The 20,747-nt window shown below is 72.3% G+C and carries 18 protein-coding genes; 8 read left to right on the top strand and 10 right to left on the bottom strand.

The features are described 5' to 3' along the window. Positions 1-14: 14 nt before the first annotated feature. Positions 15-1,097, bottom strand: a complete 1,083-nt coding sequence (locus AS857_RS28050) for a hypothetical protein (protein WP_058045981.1) — start codon at positions 1,095-1,097, stop codon at positions 15-17. Between the two features lie 143 nt (positions 1,098-1,240). Here AS857_RS28050 and AS857_RS28055 point away from each other — a divergent pair, with 143 nt between their 5' ends. Continuing rightward, complete coding sequence (locus AS857_RS28055; RefSeq protein WP_058045982.1) at positions 1,241-2,386, top strand: cystathionine gamma-synthase; 1,146 nt, start codon at positions 1,241-1,243, stop codon at positions 2,384-2,386. A gap of 144 nt (positions 2,387-2,530) precedes the next feature. Here AS857_RS28055 and AS857_RS28060 read toward each other — a convergent pair whose 3' ends face one another. Further along, on the bottom strand, positions 2,531-3,031 hold the full coding sequence (locus AS857_RS28060; RefSeq protein WP_058045983.1) for a MarR family winged helix-turn-helix transcriptional regulator: 501 nt from the start codon (positions 3,029-3,031) through the stop codon (positions 2,531-2,533). 216 nt (positions 3,032-3,247) lie between these two features. Between AS857_RS28060 and ilvA the strand changes: the two genes are divergently transcribed. The 3 genes from ilvA to AS857_RS28075 all read left to right on the top strand — a co-directional run bounded on the left by ilvA (position 3,248) and on the right by AS857_RS28075 (position 6,680). After that, positions 3,248-4,540, top strand: coding sequence for a threonine ammonia-lyase (ilvA, locus tag AS857_RS28065; RefSeq protein ID WP_079110685.1), 1,293 nt, complete (start codon positions 3,248-3,250; stop codon positions 4,538-4,540). Positions 4,541-4,746: 206 nt separating this feature from the next. Next, complete coding sequence (locus tag AS857_RS28070) at positions 4,747-5,823, top strand: ATP-binding cassette domain-containing protein (protein ID WP_058045984.1); 1,077 nt, start codon at positions 4,747-4,749, stop codon at positions 5,821-5,823. Continuing rightward, the gene (locus AS857_RS28075; RefSeq protein ID WP_058045985.1) at positions 5,820-6,680 is read left to right on the top strand and encodes an ABC transporter permease; all 861 of its coding nucleotides are present in this window, start codon (positions 5,820-5,822) and stop codon (positions 6,678-6,680) included. Before AS857_RS28070 ends, AS857_RS28075 begins: the two co-directional genes overlap by 4 nt. A gap of 78 nt (positions 6,681-6,758) precedes the next feature. On the opposite strand, the gene greA is transcribed toward AS857_RS28075, so the two are convergent. Together greA and AS857_RS28085 are read right to left on the bottom strand one after the other, a co-directional pair. Further along, positions 6,759-7,256 (bottom strand): transcription elongation factor GreA, encoded by a 498-nt coding sequence (greA, locus tag AS857_RS28080; RefSeq protein ID WP_058045986.1) that lies wholly within the window; start codon positions 7,254-7,256, stop codon positions 6,759-6,761. Positions 7,257-7,446: 190 nt separating this feature from the next. Next, positions 7,447-7,857: a DUF4307 domain-containing protein gene (locus tag AS857_RS28085; RefSeq protein ID WP_058045987.1), complete on the bottom strand. Its 411-nt coding sequence runs from the start codon at positions 7,855-7,857 to the stop codon at positions 7,447-7,449. A 124-nt stretch (positions 7,858-7,981) separates the two neighbouring features. On the opposite strand from AS857_RS28085, the gene mca reads away from it, so the two are divergent. From mca to AS857_RS28100, 3 genes are all read left to right on the top strand, one after another. Beyond that, entirely contained in the window at positions 7,982-8,851 is an 870-nt protein-coding gene (mca, locus tag AS857_RS28090; protein ID WP_058047117.1) for a mycothiol conjugate amidase Mca, read from the top strand. Between the two features lie 4 nt (positions 8,852-8,855). Beyond that, positions 8,856-9,080, top strand: a complete 225-nt coding sequence (locus AS857_RS28095; protein ID WP_058045988.1) for a hypothetical protein — start codon at positions 8,856-8,858, stop codon at positions 9,078-9,080. 612 nt (positions 9,081-9,692) lie between these two features. Then, on the top strand, positions 9,693-11,756 hold the full coding sequence (locus AS857_RS28100) for a thioredoxin domain-containing protein (RefSeq protein WP_058045989.1): 2,064 nt from the start codon (positions 9,693-9,695) through the stop codon (positions 11,754-11,756). 189 nt (positions 11,757-11,945) lie between these two features. Here AS857_RS28100 and AS857_RS28105 read toward each other — a convergent pair whose 3' ends face one another. The 3 genes from AS857_RS28105 to trhA all read right to left on the bottom strand — a co-directional run bounded on the left by AS857_RS28105 (position 11,946) and on the right by trhA (position 15,050). Beyond that, positions 11,946-12,569: a TetR/AcrR family transcriptional regulator gene (locus AS857_RS28105; protein WP_058045990.1), complete on the bottom strand. Its 624-nt coding sequence runs from the start codon at positions 12,567-12,569 to the stop codon at positions 11,946-11,948. Between the two features lie 10 nt (positions 12,570-12,579). After that, positions 12,580-14,127 carry an MFS transporter gene (locus AS857_RS28110; RefSeq protein WP_058045991.1) on the bottom strand — a complete coding sequence of 516 codons (1,548 nt, stop codon included), beginning with the start codon at positions 14,125-14,127 and terminating at the stop codon, positions 12,580-12,582. Between the two features lie 164 nt (positions 14,128-14,291). Further along, positions 14,292-15,050, bottom strand: coding sequence for a PAQR family membrane homeostasis protein TrhA (trhA, locus tag AS857_RS28115; RefSeq protein WP_079110854.1), 759 nt, complete (start codon positions 15,048-15,050; stop codon positions 14,292-14,294). A gap of 264 nt (positions 15,051-15,314) precedes the next feature. On the opposite strand from trhA, the gene AS857_RS28120 reads away from it, so the two are divergent. Continuing rightward, a complete protein-coding gene (locus AS857_RS28120; RefSeq protein WP_058045992.1) occupies positions 15,315-17,156 on the top strand; it encodes a phosphoenolpyruvate carboxykinase (GTP) in 1,842 nt (613 codons plus the stop codon). Positions 17,157-17,259: 103 nt separating this feature from the next. On the opposite strand, the gene AS857_RS28125 is transcribed toward AS857_RS28120, so the two are convergent. From AS857_RS28125 to AS857_RS28135, 3 genes are all read right to left on the bottom strand, one after another. Continuing rightward, a complete protein-coding gene (locus AS857_RS28125) occupies positions 17,260-17,679 on the bottom strand; it encodes an SCO4983 family protein (RefSeq protein WP_058045993.1) in 420 nt (139 codons plus the stop codon). A 99-nt stretch (positions 17,680-17,778) separates the two neighbouring features. Then, on the bottom strand, positions 17,779-18,990 hold the full coding sequence (locus AS857_RS28130) for a pyridoxal phosphate-dependent aminotransferase (RefSeq protein WP_058047119.1): 1,212 nt from the start codon (positions 18,988-18,990) through the stop codon (positions 17,779-17,781). A gap of 76 nt (positions 18,991-19,066) precedes the next feature. Beyond that, positions 19,067-20,698, bottom strand: coding sequence for an N-acyl-D-amino-acid deacylase family protein (locus AS857_RS28135; protein ID WP_058045994.1), 1,632 nt, complete (start codon positions 20,696-20,698; stop codon positions 19,067-19,069). Between the last annotated feature and the right edge of the window lie 49 nt (positions 20,699-20,747).

Here is a 20,747-nt window from a genome sequence, read left to right on the forward strand (position 1 = left end):
GGGAAGATCCGGTGTCAGGCCCAACGGTTCGCCGCGCCCGGCGATTCCCCGCCCGCCACCGCCAGCTCCCGGTACACCGTGTACGCCGCGACCGGATCCGCCTCGTACGACCACGGGACCGCGCCGATGTGGCCGTCGACGCGGCGCAGCTGCTCCAGGGCCTCCGGATAGCGCTCGGCGTTGACCAGGAACCACACCAGCAGGTGGCGCACGTGCGGCAGCACGGGGTGGGTGCCGGGGGCGTGGGCGGCCGCGTACTGGGCGGCCTGGATCGCGCGGGTGACGACCTCGCCGCGGTAGAGGCCCTGGACCAGATTGACGTCCGGCAGGTGGTCGTGGACGGCGAAGAGCGGCAGGGCCGGCAGCAGGCTGCCCTGGGGCGCGCCCGCGGCGGCGCGCTGCGCGAAGGCGTCGGCCTTCTCGCGGGAGCCGTGCCACTTCGCGCTCCAGTAGCGCAGCGCGGCCAGGTGCGCGCCCATGTGCTGGGGGGCGCGGGAGACGACCCGCTCCCACGCCGACTGGAACTCGGCCTCGCCCGCACCCGTGCCGCGCGCCACGCCCAGCTCGACGATCAGCGGCACCACGTCCTCCGGCGCCAGCCGGGCGGCCTCCGCGCAGACCGTGCCGGCCTCCTCCAGAATCATGCGGTAGTCCTCGGAGGAGGGGTCGCGCAGCGCCTGCTGGACGAGGAATTCGGCCTGGACGGCCGCGCCGCCCGCATCCTCGGGCGCCACCACCCGCCAGTGCCGCAGCCACACCCCGCCCGTGCCGGGCGCCTCGGCGAGCTCGCGGACCGCCGCGCCCGCCAGGGTCTGCACCCGCTGCCAGCGCTGCTCGGGGTCGTGGGTGCGCGAGAGCAGCTCGGCGGCCGGCTTCCAGTCCTGGGTGCGGCGGGCCTCCTCGACGGCGGAGAGCAGCTCGGGGTCGGGGCCGGGCAGGCGGACGTCCAGCTGCTCGGGCGGCAGGAAGCCGTACGACGCGGCCGTCGCGCCGGGGGCGGTGGTCAGGCCCGCGCGCGCCCGCCTGCGGCGCAGCGCCGGCCCGGCGAGGACGGCGCAGATCGCGAGGACGGCCAGCAGGATGAGCAGAAACTCCATGATCGGTCCTGAACGTGGGTGGGGCAGCTTAGTGCTACGAGTAGGGCTGTGTGAGGAACAACGCGCGGGGTCCGCGGATCGTTCATGCTCCGGTTACAAGTGAACACGGGTGTTCGGGTGTGCGGAGTACTAGGCTCGGGAAAATGAGCGATCAGCATGCATTCGAGACCCTCGCCATTCACGCCGGGCAGGAGCCGGACCCGCTGACCGGGGCTGTCGTGCCGCCGATCTACCAGGTGTCCACGTACAAGCAGGACGGCGTCGGCGGCCTGCGCGGCGGTTACGAGTACAGCCGCAGCGCCAATCCCACCCGTACCGCTCTGGAGGAGAACCTGGCGGCGCTGGAGGGCGGTGTCCGCGGCCTCGCCTTCGCCTCCGGCCTGGCCGCCGAGGACACCCTGCTGCGTACGCTGCTGGCGCCCGGTGACCACGTGGTCATCCCGAACGACGCCTACGGCGGCACGTTCCGCCTCTTCGCCAAGGTGATCAGCCGCTGGGGCGTGGAGTGGTCGGTCGCCGACACCTCCGACCCGGCCGCCGTGCGCGCCGCCCTGCGGCCCACGACCAAGGTCATCTGGGTCGAGACCCCGTCGAACCCGCTGCTGGGCATCAGCGACATCGCCGCCCTCGCCGAGGTCGCGCACTCGGCCGGCATCCGCCTGGTCATCGACAACACCTTCGCCAGCCCCTACCTGCAGCAGCCGCTGGCGCTCGGCGCGGACGTCGTCGTGCACTCCACCACCAAGTACATGGGCGGTCACTCCGACGTCGTGGGCGGTGCGCTGGTCACCGCCGACGCGGCCCTGGCCGAGGAGCTGGCCTACCACCAGAACGCGATGGGCGCCGTCGCCGGCCCCTTCGACTCCTGGCTGACGCTGCGCGGCATCAAGACCCTGGCCGTGCGCATGGACCGGCACAGCGCCAACGCCGAGCGCGTGGCCGAGCTGCTCGTCTCCCACCCCAAGGTCACCCAGGTCTACTACCCGGGCCTGCCCGAGCACCCGCTGCACGAGGTCGCCGCCAAGCAGATGAAGGCCTTCGGCGGCATGGTGTCCTTCCGCGTCGAGGGCGGCCAGGAAGCGGCCGTGGAGATCTGCAACCGCACCGAGGTGTTCACCCTCGGCGAGTCCCTCGGCGGAGTGGAGTCGCTGATCGAGCACCCGGGCCTGATGACGCACGCGTCGACCGCCGGCTCGCAGCTGGAGGTCCCCGCGGACCTGGTGCGCCTGTCGGTGGGCATCGAGTCCGTCGACGACCTGCTCGCCGACCTCACGCAGGCGCTGGGCTGATCCCCCCCCGCACCTGCAACTGCTGTTGTGCGCCGGGCGGGCCGGTTCTTCCGGCCCGCCCGGCGCAGCTGTTTCTGGGGGTTTTCAGGTGGTTTCCCGGGTTTCCCCGATGTTTCCGGTGCCTCCGGTGATTCCCCGGGCCGGTCAGGCCGTCGGCGTCACCGGCGGCAGTGCGTTGTGCACCTCGGAGAGGGCCGTGTTGAAGCGGGTCAGCAGGGTGCAGAACGCGTCCCGCTCGTCCTCGCTCCAGCCGTCCGTCACCAGCGCCATCAGCGCGCGCCGCGAGGCCCGCACCTCCTCCAGGCGGGCCTTGCCGCGCGGGGAGAGCTGGAGGACGACGGCACGGCCGTCCTCGGGGTGCGAGGTGCGCTTGACCAGGCCGGTGTCGACCAGCGGCGCCACCTGGCGGGTGACGGTCGAGGAGTCGATGCCCATGCCGGCGGCGAGCGCCTTCACGCCCATCGGACCTTCCTGGTCGAGGCGGTTGAGCAGCAGATAAGCGGCGCGGTCCATCGAGTTGCGGACCTGGCCCACGCCGCCGAGCCGCGTCTGTTCGGCGCGGCGTGCGAAGACGGCCACCTGGTGCTGGAGCGCGTCGAGGACACCTGGGGCGAGGTCGGTCGTCATGTCCGAAGGGGTGGGCATGGCCTGGGGCTCACTTCGTGCGTCGGGCAGGGAAGATTGGGGGACAGAGTACGCGGCCCGGAGGGTGCCTGGGCCGGTGCCGGGCAATCCGCTCCGCCGGTACCGATCAATCCGCTCGGTATGCATCGATATGCACTGCCATGCGATCCGGAATCGTCCGGGCGATATGCGTCCGTTGCGACGGTCGTTACGCAAACGAGCTGCAAGACTGGCCTTATGGCCGCACGCGCAGCGGACGGAACGGATGCGGCGGACAGGGACGTACCGGATGCGCCGGACGGGGTCCGTCCACCGGCGGAGCCCCCTCGCGCGGTCACCCTCGACGACGTCCTCGGCGCCCGGAAGATCCTCTCGGGGGTCGTCCGCACCACGCCCCTGGAGGGCAGCCGCCACCTCTCCGGCCTGATCGGCGCGCCCGTCCACCTCAAGTGCGAGAACCTCCAGCGGACCGGCTCCTTCAAGGTCCGCGGCGCGTATACCCGGATCGCGGGGCTGTCGGGGGAGGAGCGCGCGGCGGGGGTCGTGGCCGCCAGCGCGGGCAACCATGCGCAGGGCGTGGCCCTGGCGGCCGCGCTCCTGGGCGTGCGCGCCACGGTGTTCATGCCGGTGAGCGCGCCCCTGCCGAAGGTCGCCGCGACCCGCTCGTACGGCGCCGGGGTGCGGCTGCACGGGCAGGGGCTGGACGAGGCGCTGAGCGCCGCCCGGCAGCACGCGCACCGGACCGGCGCCGTCCTCGTCCACCCCTTCGACCACCCGGACGTCGTCGCAGGTCAGGGCACGGTGGGCCTGGAGATCCTGCAGCAGTGCCCCGAGGTGCGCACCATCGTGGTGGCCATGGGCGGCGGCGGGCTCGCGGCGGGCACCGCGGTGGCGGTCAAGGCGCTGCGGCCGGACGTGCGGATCGTGGGCGTGCAGGCGGCCGGCGCCGCCGCGTACCCTCCGTCGCTGGCCGCCGGGCGCCCCGTGACGGTCGCGGAGCCCGTGACGATGGCCGACGGCATCCTGGTGGGCCGCCCGGGCGCGGTGCCCTTCGCGCTGGTCCGGGAGCTGGTGGACGAGGTACGGACGGTCTCCGAGGACGCGCTCGCCGCGGCGCTGCTGCTCTGCCTGGAGCGGGCCAAGATGGTCGTGGAGCCGGCCGGGGCCGCGCCGGTGGCGGCACTGCTCGCGGACCCCGACTCGTTCGAGGGACCACTCGTCGCCGTGTTGTCGGGCGGCAACGTCGACCCGCTGCTGCTGCAGCGCGTCCTGCGGCACGGCATGGCGGCCGCCGGCCGCTATCTGAGCCTCCACCTGCGGCTGACCGACCGGCCCGGGGCGCTCGCGGCCCTCCTGGAGGTGCTCTCCGCGGCCGACGCGAACGTCCTGGACGTCGGCCACGTCCGCACCGACCCGCGGCTCGGCCTGACCGAGGCGGAGGTGGAGCTGCACCTGGAGACCAAGGGGCCCGGGCACTGCGCCGCGGTACGGGAAGCCCTGCGGGCGGCGGGGTACCGGATGACGGCCTGATCGCCGCGAACGCCGCCCGGGCACGCGGAAACGCCGGAAGGCCGCTCCACCGCCGAAACGCCGCTCCACCGCCGAAACGCTTCCCCACCTCCGCGAACGCCGCCCCGGGCGGCCGCCTACGGCAAGCGGGGTGCGGCATTCACAGGGCGCAACGGCTGCACCGAACGTAAAATCGGGCAGTACGTCACCAAGCGGGGAGTACTTCCATGCCAGGCGCCATCTATGCCGAAGGCCTGGTGAAGACCTTCGGCGACGTCAGGGCTCTGGACGGGGTCGATCTCGATGTGCCGGAAGGAACCGTTCTGGGGCTGCTCGGCCCCAACGGCGCCGGCAAGACCACCGCCGTACGCGTCCTGACCACTCTGCTCAAGCCCGACCGCGGTTCGGCCTTCGTGGCCGGCATCGACGTCCTCAAGAAGCCCGACGCGGTCCGCCGCTCCATCGGGCTGTCCGGCCAGTTCGCCGCCGTCGACGAATATCTGACGGGCCGTGAGAACCTGCGCATGGTCGGCCAGCTCTACCAGATGAGCGCCCGCGACGCGAAGGCCCGTGCGGGGGAGCTGCTGGAGCGCTTCGACCTCGCGGAGGCCGCGGACCGCATCGCCAAGACCTACTCGGGAGGCATGCGCCGCCGCCTCGACCTCGCCGCGGCCCTCGTCGTCAGCCCGCCCGTGATGTTCATGGACGAGCCCACCACCGGCCTGGACCCGCGCAACCGGCAGGGCCTGTGGGAGGTCATCCAGGAACTGGTGGCCGGCGGCACCACCCTCCTGCTCACCACCCAGTACCTGGAGGAGGCCGACCACCTCGCGCACGACATCTGCGTGGTCGACCACGGCAAGGTCATCGCACGCGGCACCTCCGACCAGCTCAAGGCCCGTACCGGCGGCGAGCGCGTCGAGGTCGTCGTGCGCAACCCCGAGCACATCGCCACCACCGACGAGGTCCTGCGCGGCTTCGGCAAGGGCGCGTCCTCGATCGAGAAGCACACCCGCAAGGTCACCGTGCCGGTCTCCGGCGGAGCGAAGCTGCTCGCCGAGGTCATCAGAGAGCTCGACGCCCGCGGGATCGACATCGACGACATCGCCCTGCGCCGCCCGACGCTGGACGACGTCTTCATCTCGCTCACCGGCCACGCCGCGGAGACGGACGCCGCGGGGAACGGCGAGGCGGGCAACGGCGAGGCAGGGAACGGCGACGGCGGGGCCGCCGGTTCCGCCGGGCCCCCCGGTTCCGCCGGAGCGGCCGGGGACGCCGGAGCGCAGCAGGAGGTCAGGCCATGAGCGTCGTCGGAAGCGCCGCCTCCAGGGAGGCGGCCCTGCGGGTGCATGGCGGCATCGGCCGCTCCGTGCGCGACTCCCTGGTCGTCGCCAAGCGCAACCTGATTCGCATGGCGCGCATCCCCGAAGTGGTCATTTTCGGGCTTATTCAGCCGATTATGTTTGTGGTGCTGTTCAGTTACGTCTTCGGCGGCTCCATCGCCGTCGGCGGCAGCACGGACCCGGACACCTACCGGCAGTTCCTGATGGCGGGCATCTTCGCCCAGACCGTCACGTTCGCCACCGCCGGCGCCGGGGCGGGCATCGCCGACGACATGCACAAGGGGCTCATCGACCGCTTCCGGTCCCTGCCCATGGCCCGCGGGGCCGTCCTCACCGGCCGTACGCTCGCCGACCTCGTCCAGACCGCGCTCACGCTCGTCGTGCTCGCGATCGTCGCCGTGATCGTCGGGTGGCGGGTCTACAACGGCATCCCCAAGGCCCTCGCGGGCTTCGCCCTGCTGCTCCTGCTCGGCTACGCCTTCTCCTGGATCGGCGCGCTGATCGGGCTGTCGGTGCGCACCCCGGAGGCGGCCACCTCGGGCGGGCTGATCTGGCTCTTCCCGCTCACCTTCATCTCCAACGCCTTCGTGCCCGCCGACAACATGCCGACGGTGCTGCGCGTCATCGCCGAGTGGAACCCCTTCAGCGCCACGGTGCAGGCCGCCCGGCAGCTCTTCGGCAATCTGCCGGAGGGCTATCCGGTGCCGGACGCCTGGCCGATGCAGCACCCGGTGTGGGCGTCGCTGATCTGGTCGGTGCTGATCATCGCGCTGTTCCGGACGCTGTCGGTACGGAAGTTCCGGTCGGCGACGGCCTGAGGCGCGTTCACCGCCCGGAAAGCACCGTGCCCCGTACTCCCGGGAAGGGAGTACGGGGCACGGTCACGTCCGCGGGCCTCAGCCGGTGTACGGCTTGGCCTCCAGGATGCGCACCATGGCCTTCTTGCCGTTCGGCAGCTCGTACTGGGCGTCCTCGCCGATCTTCTTGCCGTTGACGCCGGAGCCCAGCGGGGACTGCGGCGAATACGTCTCGATGTCCGAGCTGGCGTACTCGCGGGAGGCGAGGAGGAAGTCCAGGGTGTCGTCCGGGTCGCCGTCGAAGGCGATGGTCACGACCATGCCGGGCGCGACGACGCCGGTGGCCGCCGGGGCCTCGCCGACCTTCGCGCTCTCCAGCAGCTGGGTGAGCTGGCGCACGCGGAGCTCCTGCTTGCCCTGCTCCTCCTTGGCCGCGTGGTACCCGCCGTTCTCTCGCAGGTCACCCTCCTCGCGGGCCGCCGCGATCTTGCCGGCGATCTCGGTGCGAGCGGGACCAGACAGGTACTCCAGCTCGGCCTTGAGCTGGTCGTACGCCTCCTGAGTCAGCCAGGTGACGTTGTCGCTGGTCTGGGTCACAGGTGCTCCTCGTCGGTACTGGGGAATGCTTGGGGATACATCGCGATAACAAATGAACGCCCTACTCAGAAGGGTGCACCTTCAAAGCGGGGCGAAACCACGAGCCTAACAATTCCGTCCGGAAAGGGGGAAGAAGTAAACGGGAGAAATTACGCAAGCACCACGTCGGTGCAGGTCAGCGCGGGGCGGCTCAGCGGCCGGCTACGCTGCGGCAGCCCTCGAGGTCGGTGGCGGCCGCGTGCGCCGTGGTGCGCAGGACGACCGTCTCGGTGAAGTGGTCCTCGCGGCGGTCCAGCGTGACGTCCTTGCGGCCGACCTCGGCGCCGTCCGCGCCCAGGGAGCGCAGGGTGCACACCGCGGTGCTGTCCTTGTCCTTGCGGACCTCGATGACCGCCTCCACCCTGTCGTCCGACACGGGCTTCGAGCGGAGGAGCTGTCCGGTCACGTCGGACTTGGTGATGTAGTGCACACCGGACCAGGCGATGACGCCGAGCAGGCCCGCGCCCAGCACCGCGCCGACGATCTTGAGCTTGCGGTCGGCGCGGGCGTCCGCCGAGCGGCCGTAGCGACCGTCGGGCAGGCCCTCGCGTGCCGCAGCCATGATCTTCCTCCGGGTCGGTGCTGGTCGGGAGAACAGGAATGAAACGCCTCCCGCTTCGGTCACTATAGGAGGCGCCCCGACACACCGATAAGACGGGCCATGACCAGTGACCGAGGACGAAGTCTTGACTGAGCAGCTGCGACTGATGGCCGTGCACGCCCACCCCGACGACGAGTCGAGCAAGGGCGCGGCCACGATGGCCAAGTACGTGTCCGAGGGGGTGGACGTGCTGGTGGCCACCTGCACGGGCGGCGAGCGCGGCTCCATCCTCAACCCCAAGCTCCAGGGCGACCCGTACATCGAGGAGCACATCCACGAGGTCCGCGCCAAGGAGATGGCCGAGGCGCGCGACATCCTCGGCGTCAAGCAGGAGTGGCTGGGCTTCGTCGACTCCGGCCTGCCGGAGGGCGACCCGCTGCCGCCGCTGCCCGAGGGCTGCTTCGCCCTCCAGGACGTGGACGAGGCGGCCGGGCGACTGGTGAAGCTCATCCGCGAGTTCCGTCCGCACGTCGTCACCACGTACGACGAGAACGGCGGCTACCCGCACCCCGACCACATCATGACCCACAAGATCTCGATGGTGGCCTTCGAGGCGGCCGGCGACCCCGGCCGCTACCCCGAGGCCGGCGAGCCCTGGCAGCCGCAGAAGCTCTACTACAACCAGGGCTTCAACCGCCAGCGCACGCAGGCGCTGCACGACGCCCTGCTCGAGCGCGGCATGGAGTCCCCCTACGGGGAGTGGCTGGAGCGCTGGCACACGATGGGGCGTGAGCGCCACCTGACCACGTTCGTGCCCTGCGGCGACTTCTTCGAGATCCGCGACAAGGCGCTGATCGCACACGCCACGCAGATCGACCCGGACGGCGGCTGGTTCCGCGTGCCGCTGGACCTCCAGCGCGAGGTCTGGCCCACGGAGGAGTACGAGCTGGCGAAGTCTCTCGTCGGCACGTCCCTCCCCGAGGACGACCTCTTCGCGGGCATCCGCAACAATTGACCCCATGATGAGCTCCCTCGCCGCCACCCAGCTGGTGCCGCTCGCCGAAGAACTCGACAAGAACAAGGTCACCCCCGGTGTCCTCGGCTTCATCGTCTTCGCCGTCATCGGCGTGGCGGTGTGGTTCCTGATGAAGAGCATGAACAAGCACATGAAGCGCGTGGACTTCGCCGAGGAGCCGGACGCCTCCGGCGCGGCACCGGTCGCCTCCGGCGAGGGCCGGGGCTGACACTCGCGGTTCGCCCCCGGGCGGAGCGGTCACCCCGTAGCCGGGGTGGGCTCGGCACCGCCGGTGGCGGTCGTCGGGCGTCTCGCCGTTGCGGCGGAGGAGTTTTCCCGCCGCGGCGGTGATCAGCCATGCTGATGCGTTCCCGGCGGTGCCGGACTGGCTTCGGCTGTCGGTGTGGGCTCGGCGCGGCCGGTGGCCGTGGTCGGGCGTCTCGCCGTTGCGGCGGAGGAGTTTTCCCGCCGCAGCGGTGATCAGCCATGCTGATGCGTTCCCGGCGGTGCGGGACTGGCTTCGGCTGTCGGTGTGGGCCCGGCACCGCCGGTGGCCGCCGTCGGGCGTCTCGCCGTTGTGGCGGAGGGGCTTTTGCCGCCGCAGCGGTGATCAGCCACGCGACCGCGTTCCGGCGGTGCCGGACTGGCTTCGGCTGTCGGTGTGGGCTCGGCGCGGCCAGTGGCCGTGGTCGGGCGTCTCGCCGTTGTGGCGGTGATCGGCCACGCCGATGCGTTCCGGCGGTGCCGGGCCGGCTTCGCCGGAGTTGTGCTGCTCCGGGACCGGTGGCGGACACGGGGCCGCCGCCGCCCGGCAGGGAAGCCCGTGCGCAAGGATGGGCGTATGCCGAATCGACTGGCGCACGAGACGTCCCCCTATCTCCTCCAGCACGCCGACAACCCGGTCGACTGGTGGCCGTGGTCGGCCGAGGCCTTCGCCGAGGCCCGGCGCCGGAATGTGCCGGTGCTGCTGAGCGTCGGCTATTCGAGCTGCCACTGGTGTCACGTGATGGCGCACGAGTCCTTCGAGGACGACGCCACCGCGGCCCTCCTCAACGAGCACTTCGTCTCCGTCAAGGTCGACCGCGAGGAGCGGCCGGACATCGACGCGGTGTACATGGAGGCCGTCCAGGCCGCCACGGGCCAGGGCGGCTGGCCGATGACGGTCTTCCTCACGCCCGAGGCCGAGCCGTTCTACTTCGGTACCTACTTCCCGCCCGCCCCCCGGCACGGCATGCCGGGCTTCCAGCAGGTCCTGGAGGGCGTGCGGGCGGCGTGGCGCGACCGCCGCGAGGAGGTCGGCCAGGTCGCCGGCCGCATCGTGCGGGAGCTGTCCGAGCGCACGCTCGCCCTGGGCGTCGCCGGGGAGAAGGGCGCCCCGCCGCAGCCGCCGTCCGCCGAGGACGCGCACGCCGCGCTGCTGGCGCTCACCCGTGACTTCGATGCGGTCCGCGGCGGGTTCGGCGGGGCGCCGAAGTTCCCGCCGTCCATGACGCTGGAGTTCCTGCTGCGCCACCACGCCCGTACGGGCTCCGAGGGCGCCCTGGAGATGGTGCAGGCCACCTGCGAGGCGATGGCCCGGGGCGGCATCTACGACCAGCTGGGCGGCGGTTTCGCCCGCTACTCCGTCGACGCGGAATGGGTGGTCCCGCACTTCGAGAAGATGCTCTACGACAACGCCCTGCTCTGCCGCGTCTACGCGCACCTGTGGCGGGCAACCGGCTCGGAGCTGGCCCGCCGCGTCGCCCTGGAGACCGCCGACTTCCTGGTCCGCGAGATGTGCACCGACCAGGGCGGCTTCGCCTCGGCCCTGGACGCGGACAGCGACGACGGCACCGGGCGGCACGCCGAGGGCGCCTACTACGTGTGGACGCCGCAGCAGCTGCGCGACGTGCTCGGCGAGGAGGACGCGCTGCTCGCGGCGGCGCACTTCGGCGTCACCGAGGAGGGCACCTTCGAGGAGGGCGCCTCCGTCCTCCAGCTGCCCGACTCCGAGCAGCTCCTGGACGCGGGCAAGCTGGACTCCGTGCGCCGCAGGCTCCTCGCGGCGCGCGAGCAGCGGCCGCGGCCGGGCCGCGACGACAAGGTCGTGGCCGCCTGGAACGGGCTCGCCATCGCCGCGCTGGCGGAGACGGGCGCCTACTTCGACCGGCCGGACCTCGTCCAGGCCGCCACCGACGCCGCCGACCTGCTGGTCCGTACGCACATGGACTGGCACGCCCGGCTCTTCCGCACCTCCCTGGACGGCACGGCCGGCGCCCACGCGGGCGTCCTGGAGGACTACGGCGACGTCGCCGAGGGCTTCCTCGCGCTGAGCGCCGTCACCGGCGAGGGCGTCTGGGTGGACTTCGCGGGCCTGCTCCTGGACACGGTCCTCACCCGCTTCACCGGCGCGGACGGCACGCTCTTCGACACCGCCGACGACGCCGAGGCGCTCATCCGCCGCCCGCAGGACCCGATGGACAACGCCACCCCCTCCGGCTGGACCGCCGCCTGCGGAGCGCTGCTGACCTACGCCGCGTACACCGGCAGCACCACCCACCGCGAGGCGGCCGAGCGGGCGCTCGGCGTCGTCCGGGCGCTGGGCCCGCGGGCGCCGCGCTTCATCAGCTGGGGCCTGGCGGTGGCCGAGGCCCTGCTCGACGGGCCCCGCGAGGTCGCCGTCGTGGGCCTGCCCGACGACCCGGCCACCGCGGCGCTGCACCGCACCGCCCTGCTGGCCACGGCCCCCGGCCTGGCCGTCGCGGTGGGCGGGCCCCCGCCGGCGTCCGAGCCGGCCGCGGTCGAGGTGCCGCTGCTCGCGCACCGGCCGCTGGCCGACGGGCGTGCGGTGGCGTACGTGTGCCGCGGGTTCACCTGTGACGCGCCGACGACGGATCCGGAGGCGCTGGCGGAGAGCCTGCGCTGAGCCCGGCCGGGCAGGCGGGCACCGGCTGACGTGACACCGGCTAACGCGACACCTGTGGCAGGGACACCTGTGGCCGGGATACCGGGTGACGTGACACCTGTGGCCGGGACACCGGCTGACGTGACACTTGCGGCGCCGGGACATCGCGCGGCGCCGGACATCGGCCGGCGCCGCGCCGGCCGGTGGGCGTCAGAGCGTCAGACCGCGCGCCAGGACGTCCAGCGCCCGGCCGATGAGCGCGATGAGGTCGTCCGTCTGGCCCTGCTCGACCCAGCACATGAGGGCCTCGTTCATCGCGGCGAAGACCGCGCTGACGACGATGCGCAGCTCGATGTCGTCGGCCGGGCGCCCGGTGCGCTCGGCCAGGACGGTGCAGAGCATGTGCGCCGACTCCGTCATGCCCTCGGCGGCCCGGGCGCGCAGGGCGGGCACCTCGCGCATGAGCCGGGTGCGCTGGCGGAGCTCGCTCAGGTCGTGGTCGATGATGTGCTGCATCGAGTCGACGACGCCCTGCCGGATGGCCTCGACCGGGGTCTCCTCCGCCGGGCGGGCCCGGATGGCGGCCTCCAGCACCGGGTCGTACTCGTCCGTGAGGACGATGTCCTCCTTGGTGGGGAAGTACCGGAAGACGGTGCTGGGGGAGACGTCGGCGGCTTCCGCGATCCGGTCGACCGGCGTCGCGTCGTAGCCCTGCTGCTCGAAGAGCCGGTAGGCGGCGCGGCGGATCGCCTGACGGGTCTGGATCTTCTTCCGCTCGCGCAGACCGAGCCGGGGCCCGGCCTGTGCGACGGAAGGTGTTTCTGCGGAGGCCATGCCTGCATTCTCAGGCATCGGCCTTCCGCGGAACCACTTCCCGGGCCTCCGCGGGCCGCGCCGCCCCGGCCGCCCCGGCCGGCCTGCCGGGCAGGAAGGCGGCGGTGAGGGCCGCGGCGGCGATGGCCGCGATGCCGCAGGCCAGCAGGGCGAGGTCCATGCCGTGGACGAAGGCGGCGTCCGCGGACCGGGCGAGTGCCGCGTCCCCGAGCCGCGCGGCCACCTGGTGCGCGGCCACCACGGAGTCGCCCGCGGCGCTCGCCGCGGCGGGGGGCAGGCCACCGGTGTCGAGGCGGTCGGCGAACGAGCCGGCGATGAGGCTGCCGAGCACCGCGACGCCGACGGCCCCCGCGACCTGACGCAGCGTCATCAGCAGTCCGGAGCCGCTGCCCGCCCGGTCCCGGGGCAGGGCGCCGAGCGCGCCGTCCATGGCCGGGAGGATCCCGAAGCCGAACCCGAAGCCGGCGAGCGTCAGCCACAGGGCGGTGAAGCCGTAGCCGTCGCCGACCTCCGTACGGCTGCCGGTCAGCGCGGCGGCGGCGAGCACGAGCAGGGCGCCGGGGATGACGACGCGGGAGCCGAAGCGCTTGGCGAGGGGCCCGGCGGCGCGCGAGGCCACCAGCAGGCCGCCCATCATCGGCAGCATCCGCAGCCCGGTGCCGAAGGCGTCCTCGCCCTGGACGGTCTGCAGGTGCTGGGGGACGACGAACAGCAGGCCGGTGAGGGCGAAGGTCACCAGGGCCGCGGCCAGGGTGTTCCAGCGGAACGCCCGGTTGCGCAGCAGGGTCACGTCCAGCACGGGCCGGGCCGAGCGGCGCTCGCGCAGCACCAGGGCGGTGAGCAGGAGGACGGCCGCGGCGAGCGCGCCGAGCACGAGGGGCGAGGACCAGCCGCGCGCCGGGCCCTCGTTGACGCCGGTGACGAGGGCGGCCAGGCCGGTGACGGTCAGGGCGGTGGACCGGAGGTCCACCTTCGGGGACGCGGGATCCCTGGTCTCGGGGAGCAGGAAGAGGCAGGCGGCGATGCCGAGGGCCACGAGCGGGACGTTGACGAGGAAGACCGACCCCCACCAGAAGTGGTCCAGCAGCCAGCCGCCGACGATCGGGCCGAGCGGCAGGCCCAGCGCGGAGGCGGACGAGACGGCGCCGAGCGCCCGGGAGCGCTCCTCGGCGGGGAAGAGCGACGGCAGCACGGACAGGGCGAGCGGCATGATCAGCGCCCCGCCCGCGCCCAGGACGACGCGGGCGGCGACGACGAGCCCGGGGCTGGTGACGAACGCGCCGAAGAGCGATCCGGCGAGGAAGATCCCAAGGCCGGCCAGGAGCATCCGGCGGCGCCCGAAGCGGTCGCCGAGCAGGCCCGCGGGGAGCATCAGGGCGGCGAAGACGACCAGGTAGGAGTCGGCGATCCAGGTCTGTTCGGCGCTGTCGGCGCCCAGCTGGGCCGCCATCTCCGGCAGGGCCACGTTCAGGATCGTGCCGTCGAAGCCGAGGACGAGCATGCAGGCGACGAGGGCGCCGAGGGCCCACCACCGGCGCGGGTCGGGACGGGTGCTCATGGGCACACCTCCGAAAGAGAGTTGAAGTCAAATGACAGTAACTCTCAAAAGATTGACACTGTCAATCGGGGGAGGGGGTCAGGCGAAGGGGTCCGGGCATGAAAAAACGGCCGCGACCTCTGCGGTCGCGGCCGTCCTGTGAAGGCGGGGAGGGGGTGGCAGGCTCAGGCGTGGGTGTAGGCCACCAGGGAGATGCCGACGTAGTGCACGATGAACGCCGCCAGCGTGAGCAAGTGGAAGACCTCGTGGAAGCCGAACCAGCGCGGCGAGGGATTCGGCCGCTTGATCCCGTAGATCACGCCACCGGCGCTGTAGAGCAGCCCGCCGACGACCACCAGGACGAGGACGGCGATGCCGCCCTTGCGCAGGAAGTCCGGGAGGAAGAAGACCGCGGCCCAGCCCATGGCGATGTAGCAGGGGGTGTAGAGCCAGCGCGGGGCGCCGACCCAGAAGACGCGGAAGGCTATGCCCGCCGCGGCGGCCGCCCAGACGGCCCACAGCAGCACTTGTCCGCGGCCGCCGGGGATCAGCAGCATCGTCAGCGGGGTGTACGTGCCGGCGATGATCAGAAAAATGTTCGCGTGGTCGAGGCGGCGCAGGACGGCGTTGGCGCGCGGGCTCCAGTCGCCCCGGTGGTAGAGGGCGCTGATGCCGAACAGCGACCCCGCGGTCAGGACGTAGACGGCGCAGGCGATCCGGCCGCGCGTGCTGTCGGCGAGGGCGGTCAGGAAGACGCCGGCGATCAGCACGGCGGGGAACATCCCTGCGTGCAGCCAGCCGCGCAGGCGTGGCTTCACGGGGACCGGCGGGTCGGCGGGCAGGGTGGCGGCGGAGGGTGCGGCCCCGGCGGGGAGGGCTGCTGCGGCCGCGGCGCCGGCGGGCGCGGGGAGCGCGGAAGGCGCTGCGTCGGGCGCGGGAGTCATGGCCGACATGCTACCTACGCCACCGTAAGTTACGGATCAGTATCGCGTGGCGATGGTCACGGGGGCGCCCCCTGGACAGAATGTCGGCGGAGTCGGATGATCAAATGAGTGCGGGCGGCACCGGATGAGCAGTCACGAAGCATCTGGGTCGCAGCCCCCAAGGGGCATCCATCCAAGAAGCGGACTTCGCGGGCGAAACGGGCGAGTCCGTCAACCCTCAACATCTACGCCGGCCAGTGTGGATTCCGGCGGGACGGAGCGATCGTGGCGCGCAGTGATGCGGCTCCCACCACCCCCACCCAGCACCAGGAGCTGATCTCCTGGGTCGACGAGATCGCCGCCCTCACCCAGCCGGACCGCGTGGTCTGGTGCGACGGTTCCGAGGCGGAGTACGAGCGCCTGAGCGAGGAGCTCGTCCGCAAGGGCACCTTCAGGAAGCTCGACCCGGTCAAGCGCCCCAACTCGTACTACGCCGCCTCCGACCCCAGTGACGTGGCACGCGTCGAGGACCGCACGTTCATCTGCTCCGAGAAGGAGGAGGACGCCGGCCCGACCAACCACTGGAAGGCCCCCGCCGAGATGCGGGAGATCTTCCGGGGCAAGGACGACCAGGGCGGCATCTTCCGCGGCTCCATGCGCGGCCGCACGATGTACGTCGTGCCCTTCTGCATGGGCCCCGTCGGCTCCCCGCTGTCCGCGATCGGCGTCGAGATCACCGACTCGGCCTACGTCGCCGTCTCCATGCGCACGATGACCCGGATGGGCCAGGCCGTCCTCGACGAGCTCGGCACCGACGGCTTCTTCGTCAAGGCCGTCCACACCCTCGGCGCACCGCTCGCCGAGGGCGAGGCCGACGTCCCGTGGCCGTGCAACACCACCAAGTACATCTCGCACTTCCCCGAGGACCGCGAGATCTGGTCCTACGGCTCCGGCTACGGCGGCAACGCCCTGCTGGGCAAGAAGTGCTACGCCCTGCGCATCGCGTCCGTCATGGCGCGCGACGAGGGCTGGCTCGCCGAGCACATGCTCATCCTCAAGCTCACCCCGCCCCAGGGCGAGTCCAAGTACGTCGCCGCGGCCTTCCCGTCCGCCTGCGGCAAGACCAACCTCGCCATGCTGGAGCCCACGGTCTCCGGCTGGACCGTCGAGACCATCGGCGACGACATCGCCTGGATGCGCTTCGGCGAGGACGGCCGCCTCTACGCCATCAACCCCGAGGCCGGCTTCTTCGGCGTCGCCCCCGGCACCGGCGAGCACACCAACGCCAACGCCATGAAGACCCTCTGGGGCAACTCCGTCTTCACCAACGTCGCCCTCACCGACGACGGCGACGTGTGGTGGGAGGGCATGACCGAGGAGCAGCCCGCCCACCTGACGGACTGGAAGGGCAACGACTGGACCCCGGCCTCGGGCACCCCGGCCGCCCACCCCAACGCCCGCTTCACCGTCCCCGCCTCGCAGTGCCCGATCATCGCGCCCGAGTGGGAGGACCCCAAGGGCGTGCCGATCTCCGCGATCCTCTTCGGCGGCCGCCGCGCCTCCGCCGTCCCGCTGGTGACCGAGTCCTTCGACTGGCAGCACGGCGTCTTCCTCGGCGCCAACGTCGCCTCCGAGAAGACCGCGGCCGCCGAGGGCAAGGTCGGCGAGCTGCGCCGCGACCCCTTCGCCATGCTGCCCTTCTGCGGCTACAACATGGGCGACTACATGGGCCACTGGGTCAAGGTGGGCAAGGCTGCAATCTCCAAGGGGGACCAGTCCAAGCTTCCGAAGATCTACTACGTCAACTGGTTCCGCAAGGACGCGGACGGCCGGTTCGTGTGGCCCGGCTTCGGTGACAACAGCCGCGTCCTGAAGTGGATCGTCGACCGGCTCGACGGCCGCGCCGAGGGCGTCGAGACCCCCATCGGCGTCCTGCCGACCCGCGAGGCGCTCGACACCGAGGGCCTGCGGATCTCCGACGAGGACCTCGACCTGCTGCTGACGGTGGACGAGGAGGTCTGGCGCGAGGAGGCCGCACTGATCCCCGAGCACCTGAACACCTTCGGCGACCACACCCCGAAGGAGCTGTGGGACGAGTACCGGGCGCTGGTCCGGCGCCTGGGCTGATGCCCTGACGGCCTGATGCCCTGACTGGTCTGACGCTCCGCCGCCCCGGCGCGCGGGGCGTCCTCCGGGCCCGGTACCCGCCGGGCCCGGCGCCCTCCCGCGACTACTCCTCGTCGGGGATGCCGAGCGCCGCCGCGTGAGCGCGGAGGCGCTCCGCCGCGAGGGCCTCGCCGCGGTCGTCGCCCGCGGTCGTCGCGACGACCAGGGCCTGCCCGGCGAGCGTGTGGGCGCGCTGGTGCAGGGCGGTGATGCGGGCGGGGGAGGCCTCGCCCGTGGAGGGGGCCGCGCGGAGCGGGTCGTGGCCGCGCATGCGCGTGATGCGGTCGGCGAGCCGGTCCGCGGCCTCGTCCAGTGCGCCGGAGGGCGCGAGGGCGCGCAGCTCGTCGGTCACGGTCAGCAGCGCGGTGAGATGCCCCGCCAGACGAATGTCCAGCTCCTCCTCGCGGGAGCGGTGCAGGCCGCGCATGCTGCAGTTCTGTGCGGCCATGGTGTGGACCGATTGCGTCCGGATCGGCTCGTACATGGATGGCCTCCTGGAATGCCTCAGAAGGCCATCCTAACTTAGACGGCGTCTAAAGTTGTCTTCTCTATAGAGAACCGGTCCGCCGACCGGCTACGGCTGCTACGGCTGCCCGTAACCGTCGAGGAAGTTCCCGATCCGCGTCACCGCGTCCGCCAGGTCCTTGGTGCTCGGCAGCGTGACCAGGCGGAAGTGGTCCGGCTCCGGCCAGTTGAAGCCCGTGCCGTGCACGACCATGATCTTCTCGGCGCGGAGCAGGTCCAGCACCATCTGCCGGTCGTCCTTGATCTTGTAGACCTTGGGGTCCAGCCGCGGGAAGGCGTACAGCGCGCCCTTCGGCTTCACGCACGTCACGCCCGGGATCTGCGTCAGCAGCTCGTGAGCGACGTCGCGCTGCTCCAGCAGCCGGCCGCCCGGCAGCACCAGGTCGTTGATCGTCTGCCGGCCGCCGAGGGCCGTGGCCACCGCGTACTGGGCGGGCATGTTGGCGCACAGGCGCATGTTCGCCAGGATCGTCAGACCCTCGATGTAGCTCTCGGCGTGGGCCTTGGGGCCGCAGACCGCCAGCCAGCCGCTGCGGTAGCCGGCCACCCGGTAGGCCTTGGACAGGCCGTTGAAGGTGAGCGTCAGCAGGTCCGGGGCGATGGCCGCGGTGGGGGTGTGGGTGACGCCGTCGTAGAGGATCTTGTCGTAGATCTCGTCCGAGCAGACGATCAGGTTGTGGCGGCGGGCGATCTCGGTGAGGCCGCGCAGCATCTCGTCGTCGTAGACCGCACCCGTGGGGTTGTTCGGGTTGATGATGACGAGGGCCTTGGTGCGGTCGGTGATCTTGCGCTCGATGTCCGCGAGGTCCGGCATCCAGTCCGACTGCTCGTCGCAGCGGTAGTGCACGGCGGTGCCGCCGGCCAGGGAGACCGAGGCCGTCCACAGCGGGTAGTCCGGGGCCGGCACGAGGACCTCGTCGCCGTCGTCGAGCAGGGCCTGCATCGACATCTGGATCAGCTCCGAGACGCCGTTGCCGAGGTAGACGTCCTCGACGGACAGCTCGATGCCCTTGGTCTCGTAGTGCTGCACCACCGCGCGGCGGGCCGAGAGCAGGCCCTTCGCGTCGCCGTAGCCGTGGGCGTCGCCCACGTTGCGCAGCATGTCCTCGAGGATCTCCGGCGGGCACTCGAACCCGAAGATCGCGGGGTTGCCGGTGTTGAGCTTGAGGATGCGGTGACCTGCCGCCTCCAGCCGCATGGCCTCCTCGAGCACCGGGCCACGGATTTCGTAGCAGACGTTGGCGAGCTTCGTTGACTGGATCACCTGCATGACGGCCACCATACGGGGGCTCCGGACGGCGTGCGCGCCGTTTCCCGGTCCGCCGGTGCCGCCGCGAAGCGGCCGATCACGCCGCCGCGGTGCGCCGGACGGCCCGGCCGGCCAGGACGTCCGTCCGCCGCCCGTCTTCCATCACAAAGCGTCCCGCAATCAGGACATAAGGAATGCCGGTCGGAAGGGTCCGGGGGGCTTCGAAAGTGGCACCGGCGGCCACCGTCTCCGGATCGAAGAGCACGAGGTCGGCGCGGTGCCCGACGCGCACGAGACCCCGGTCGGGCAGCCTCAGACGCGCCGCGGGGCGCGACGTGAGATGCGCCACGCACTCCTCCAGGGAGAGCACGCCGAGCTCCCGCGCGTACCGGCCCAGGTAGTGCGGAAACGTGCCGTACGCGCGCGGATGCGGCTTGGCGCCGTGCAGGATGCCGTCGCTTCCGCCCGTGTGCACGCGGTGCCGCATGATCGTGCGGACGTTCTCCTCGTGGCCCACGTGCTGCAGGATCGTCGGCCCCAGCCGGTCCGCGATCAGCAGCCGGCGCGCGGTCGCCCACGGCTCCTCGCCGCGCTCGCGGGCGGCCTCCGCCACCGTCCTTCCGACGTGCGCCGCGGCCAGGGCAGGGTCGGATGCGCCCGAGATCTCGATGGCGTCCCAGTCGATGGGCACCCCGTGGCAGCCGTCCGCGCCCTCCACCTCCATCGCGTACCGGATGCGCCCGGCCGTCGCGTCGTCGCGAAGACGCGCCAGCACCGCCTCCGGGCCGCCCTCGCCCGCCCAGCTCGGCAGCATCGCGACGAGCGTGGTGCAGCCGGGGGTGTAGGGGTAGGTGTCGAGCGAGATGTCCGCGCCCGCGGCGAGCGCGGAGTCGAGCAGGGCCAGCAGCTCGGGGGCGCGGCCCTCGTTCACCCCGAAGTTCATGGTGGCGTGGGCCAGGTGCAGGGCGCAGCCGGCGGCCCTGCCGAGGGCGATCATCTCCTCGTACGCGGCGAGGGCGCCCGCGCCGTACGAGCGGTGGTGCGGGCAGTAGTAGCCGCCGTACGAGGCGACGACGCGGCAGAGCTCCGTCAGCTCGGCGTCATCGGCGTACATGCCGGGCGTGTACGTCAGCCCGGACGACAGCCCGACCGCGCCCTGCTCCAGCCCCTCGGCGACGAGCCGCTTCATGCGGCCGAGCTCGGCGGCCGTGGCGGGCCGGTCCTCCCAGCCGACGGCGAGCGCGCGGACGGTCCCCTGGGGGACGAGGTAGGCGGCGTTGACGGCGATGCCCTCGCCCAGGCCGTCGCCGGCGAAGCCGTGGTCGAGGCGGTCCAGGTACTCGCCGACGGTGCGCCAGGAGAAGTCGACGTCCGAACCGTCGCCGTTCCAGCCGGTGATCTGGGCGCGGACCCCGGCGAGCGTGCGGTCGTCGACGGGCGCGTACGACAGCCCGTCCTGGCCGATGACCTCCAAGGTCACCCCCTGCGCGGCCTTCGCCTCGTGCGCGGGGTCGCGGAGGAGGGCCAGGTCGCTGTGGGCGTGCATGTCGATGAAACCGGGGGAGAGGGCGAGGCCCGTCGCGTCGACGACGCGGGGGGCGGTGGGGCGGGGGCCCTCGCCCGGGCGCCGGATCTCGGCGACCCGGCCCCCGGCCAGACCGACGTCGGCCCGGTAGGAGGGCCCGCCGGACCCGTCGATGACGCGCACGTTGCGGAAGACGGTGTCCATGAGCGGGTCCCTTCGGCAGTGGGTTGGGGGCTCGGTGACAGTCGGTAGG

This window comes from Streptomyces roseifaciens (genome assembly GCF_001445655.1).
GTDB classification, from domain to species: Bacteria; Actinomycetota; Actinomycetes; order Streptomycetales; family Streptomycetaceae; genus Streptomyces; species Streptomyces aureoversilis.

What these genes read in the sequence shown, in the direction of transcription:
- AS857_RS28050 (WP_058045981.1), bottom strand. Translation starts at nt 1,097, where the DNA reads ATGGAGTTTCTGCTCATCCTGCTGGCCGTCCTCGCGATCTGCGCCGTC.
- AS857_RS28055 (WP_058045982.1), top strand. Translation starts at nt 1,241, where the DNA reads ATGAGCGATCAGCATGCATTCGAGACCCTCGCCATTCACGCCGGGCAG.
- AS857_RS28060 (WP_058045983.1), bottom strand. Translation starts at nt 3,031, where the DNA reads ATGCCCACCCCTTCGGACATGACGACCGACCTCGCCCCAGGTGTCCTC.
- ilvA (WP_079110685.1), top strand. Translation starts at nt 3,248, where the DNA reads ATGGCCGCACGCGCAGCGGACGGAACGGATGCGGCGGACAGGGACGTA.
- AS857_RS28070 (WP_058045984.1), top strand. Translation starts at nt 4,747, where the DNA reads ATGCCAGGCGCCATCTATGCCGAAGGCCTGGTGAAGACCTTCGGCGAC.
- AS857_RS28075 (WP_058045985.1), top strand. Translation starts at nt 5,820, where the DNA reads ATGAGCGTCGTCGGAAGCGCCGCCTCCAGGGAGGCGGCCCTGCGGGTG.
- AS857_RS28085 (WP_058045987.1), bottom strand. Translation starts at nt 7,857, where the DNA reads ATGGCTGCGGCACGCGAGGGCCTGCCCGACGGTCGCTACGGCCGCTCG.
- AS857_RS28095 (WP_058045988.1), top strand. Translation starts at nt 8,856, where the DNA reads ATGATGAGCTCCCTCGCCGCCACCCAGCTGGTGCCGCTCGCCGAAGAA.
- AS857_RS28100 (WP_058045989.1), top strand. Translation starts at nt 9,693, where the DNA reads ATGCCGAATCGACTGGCGCACGAGACGTCCCCCTATCTCCTCCAGCAC.
- AS857_RS28105 (WP_058045990.1), bottom strand. Translation starts at nt 12,569, where the DNA reads ATGGCCTCCGCAGAAACACCTTCCGTCGCACAGGCCGGGCCCCGGCTC.
- AS857_RS28110 (WP_058045991.1), bottom strand. Translation starts at nt 14,127, where the DNA reads ATGAGCACCCGTCCCGACCCGCGCCGGTGGTGGGCCCTCGGCGCCCTC.
- trhA (WP_079110854.1), bottom strand. Translation starts at nt 15,050, where the DNA reads ATGACTCCCGCGCCCGACGCAGCGCCTTCCGCGCTCCCCGCGCCCGCC.
- AS857_RS28125 (WP_058045993.1), bottom strand. Translation starts at nt 17,679, where the DNA reads ATGTACGAGCCGATCCGGACGCAATCGGTCCACACCATGGCCGCACAG.
- AS857_RS28130 (WP_058047119.1), bottom strand. Translation starts at nt 18,990, where the DNA reads ATGCAGGTGATCCAGTCAACGAAGCTCGCCAACGTCTGCTACGAAATC.
- AS857_RS28135 (WP_058045994.1), bottom strand. Translation starts at nt 20,698, where the DNA reads ATGGACACCGTCTTCCGCAACGTGCGCGTCATCGACGGGTCCGGCGGG.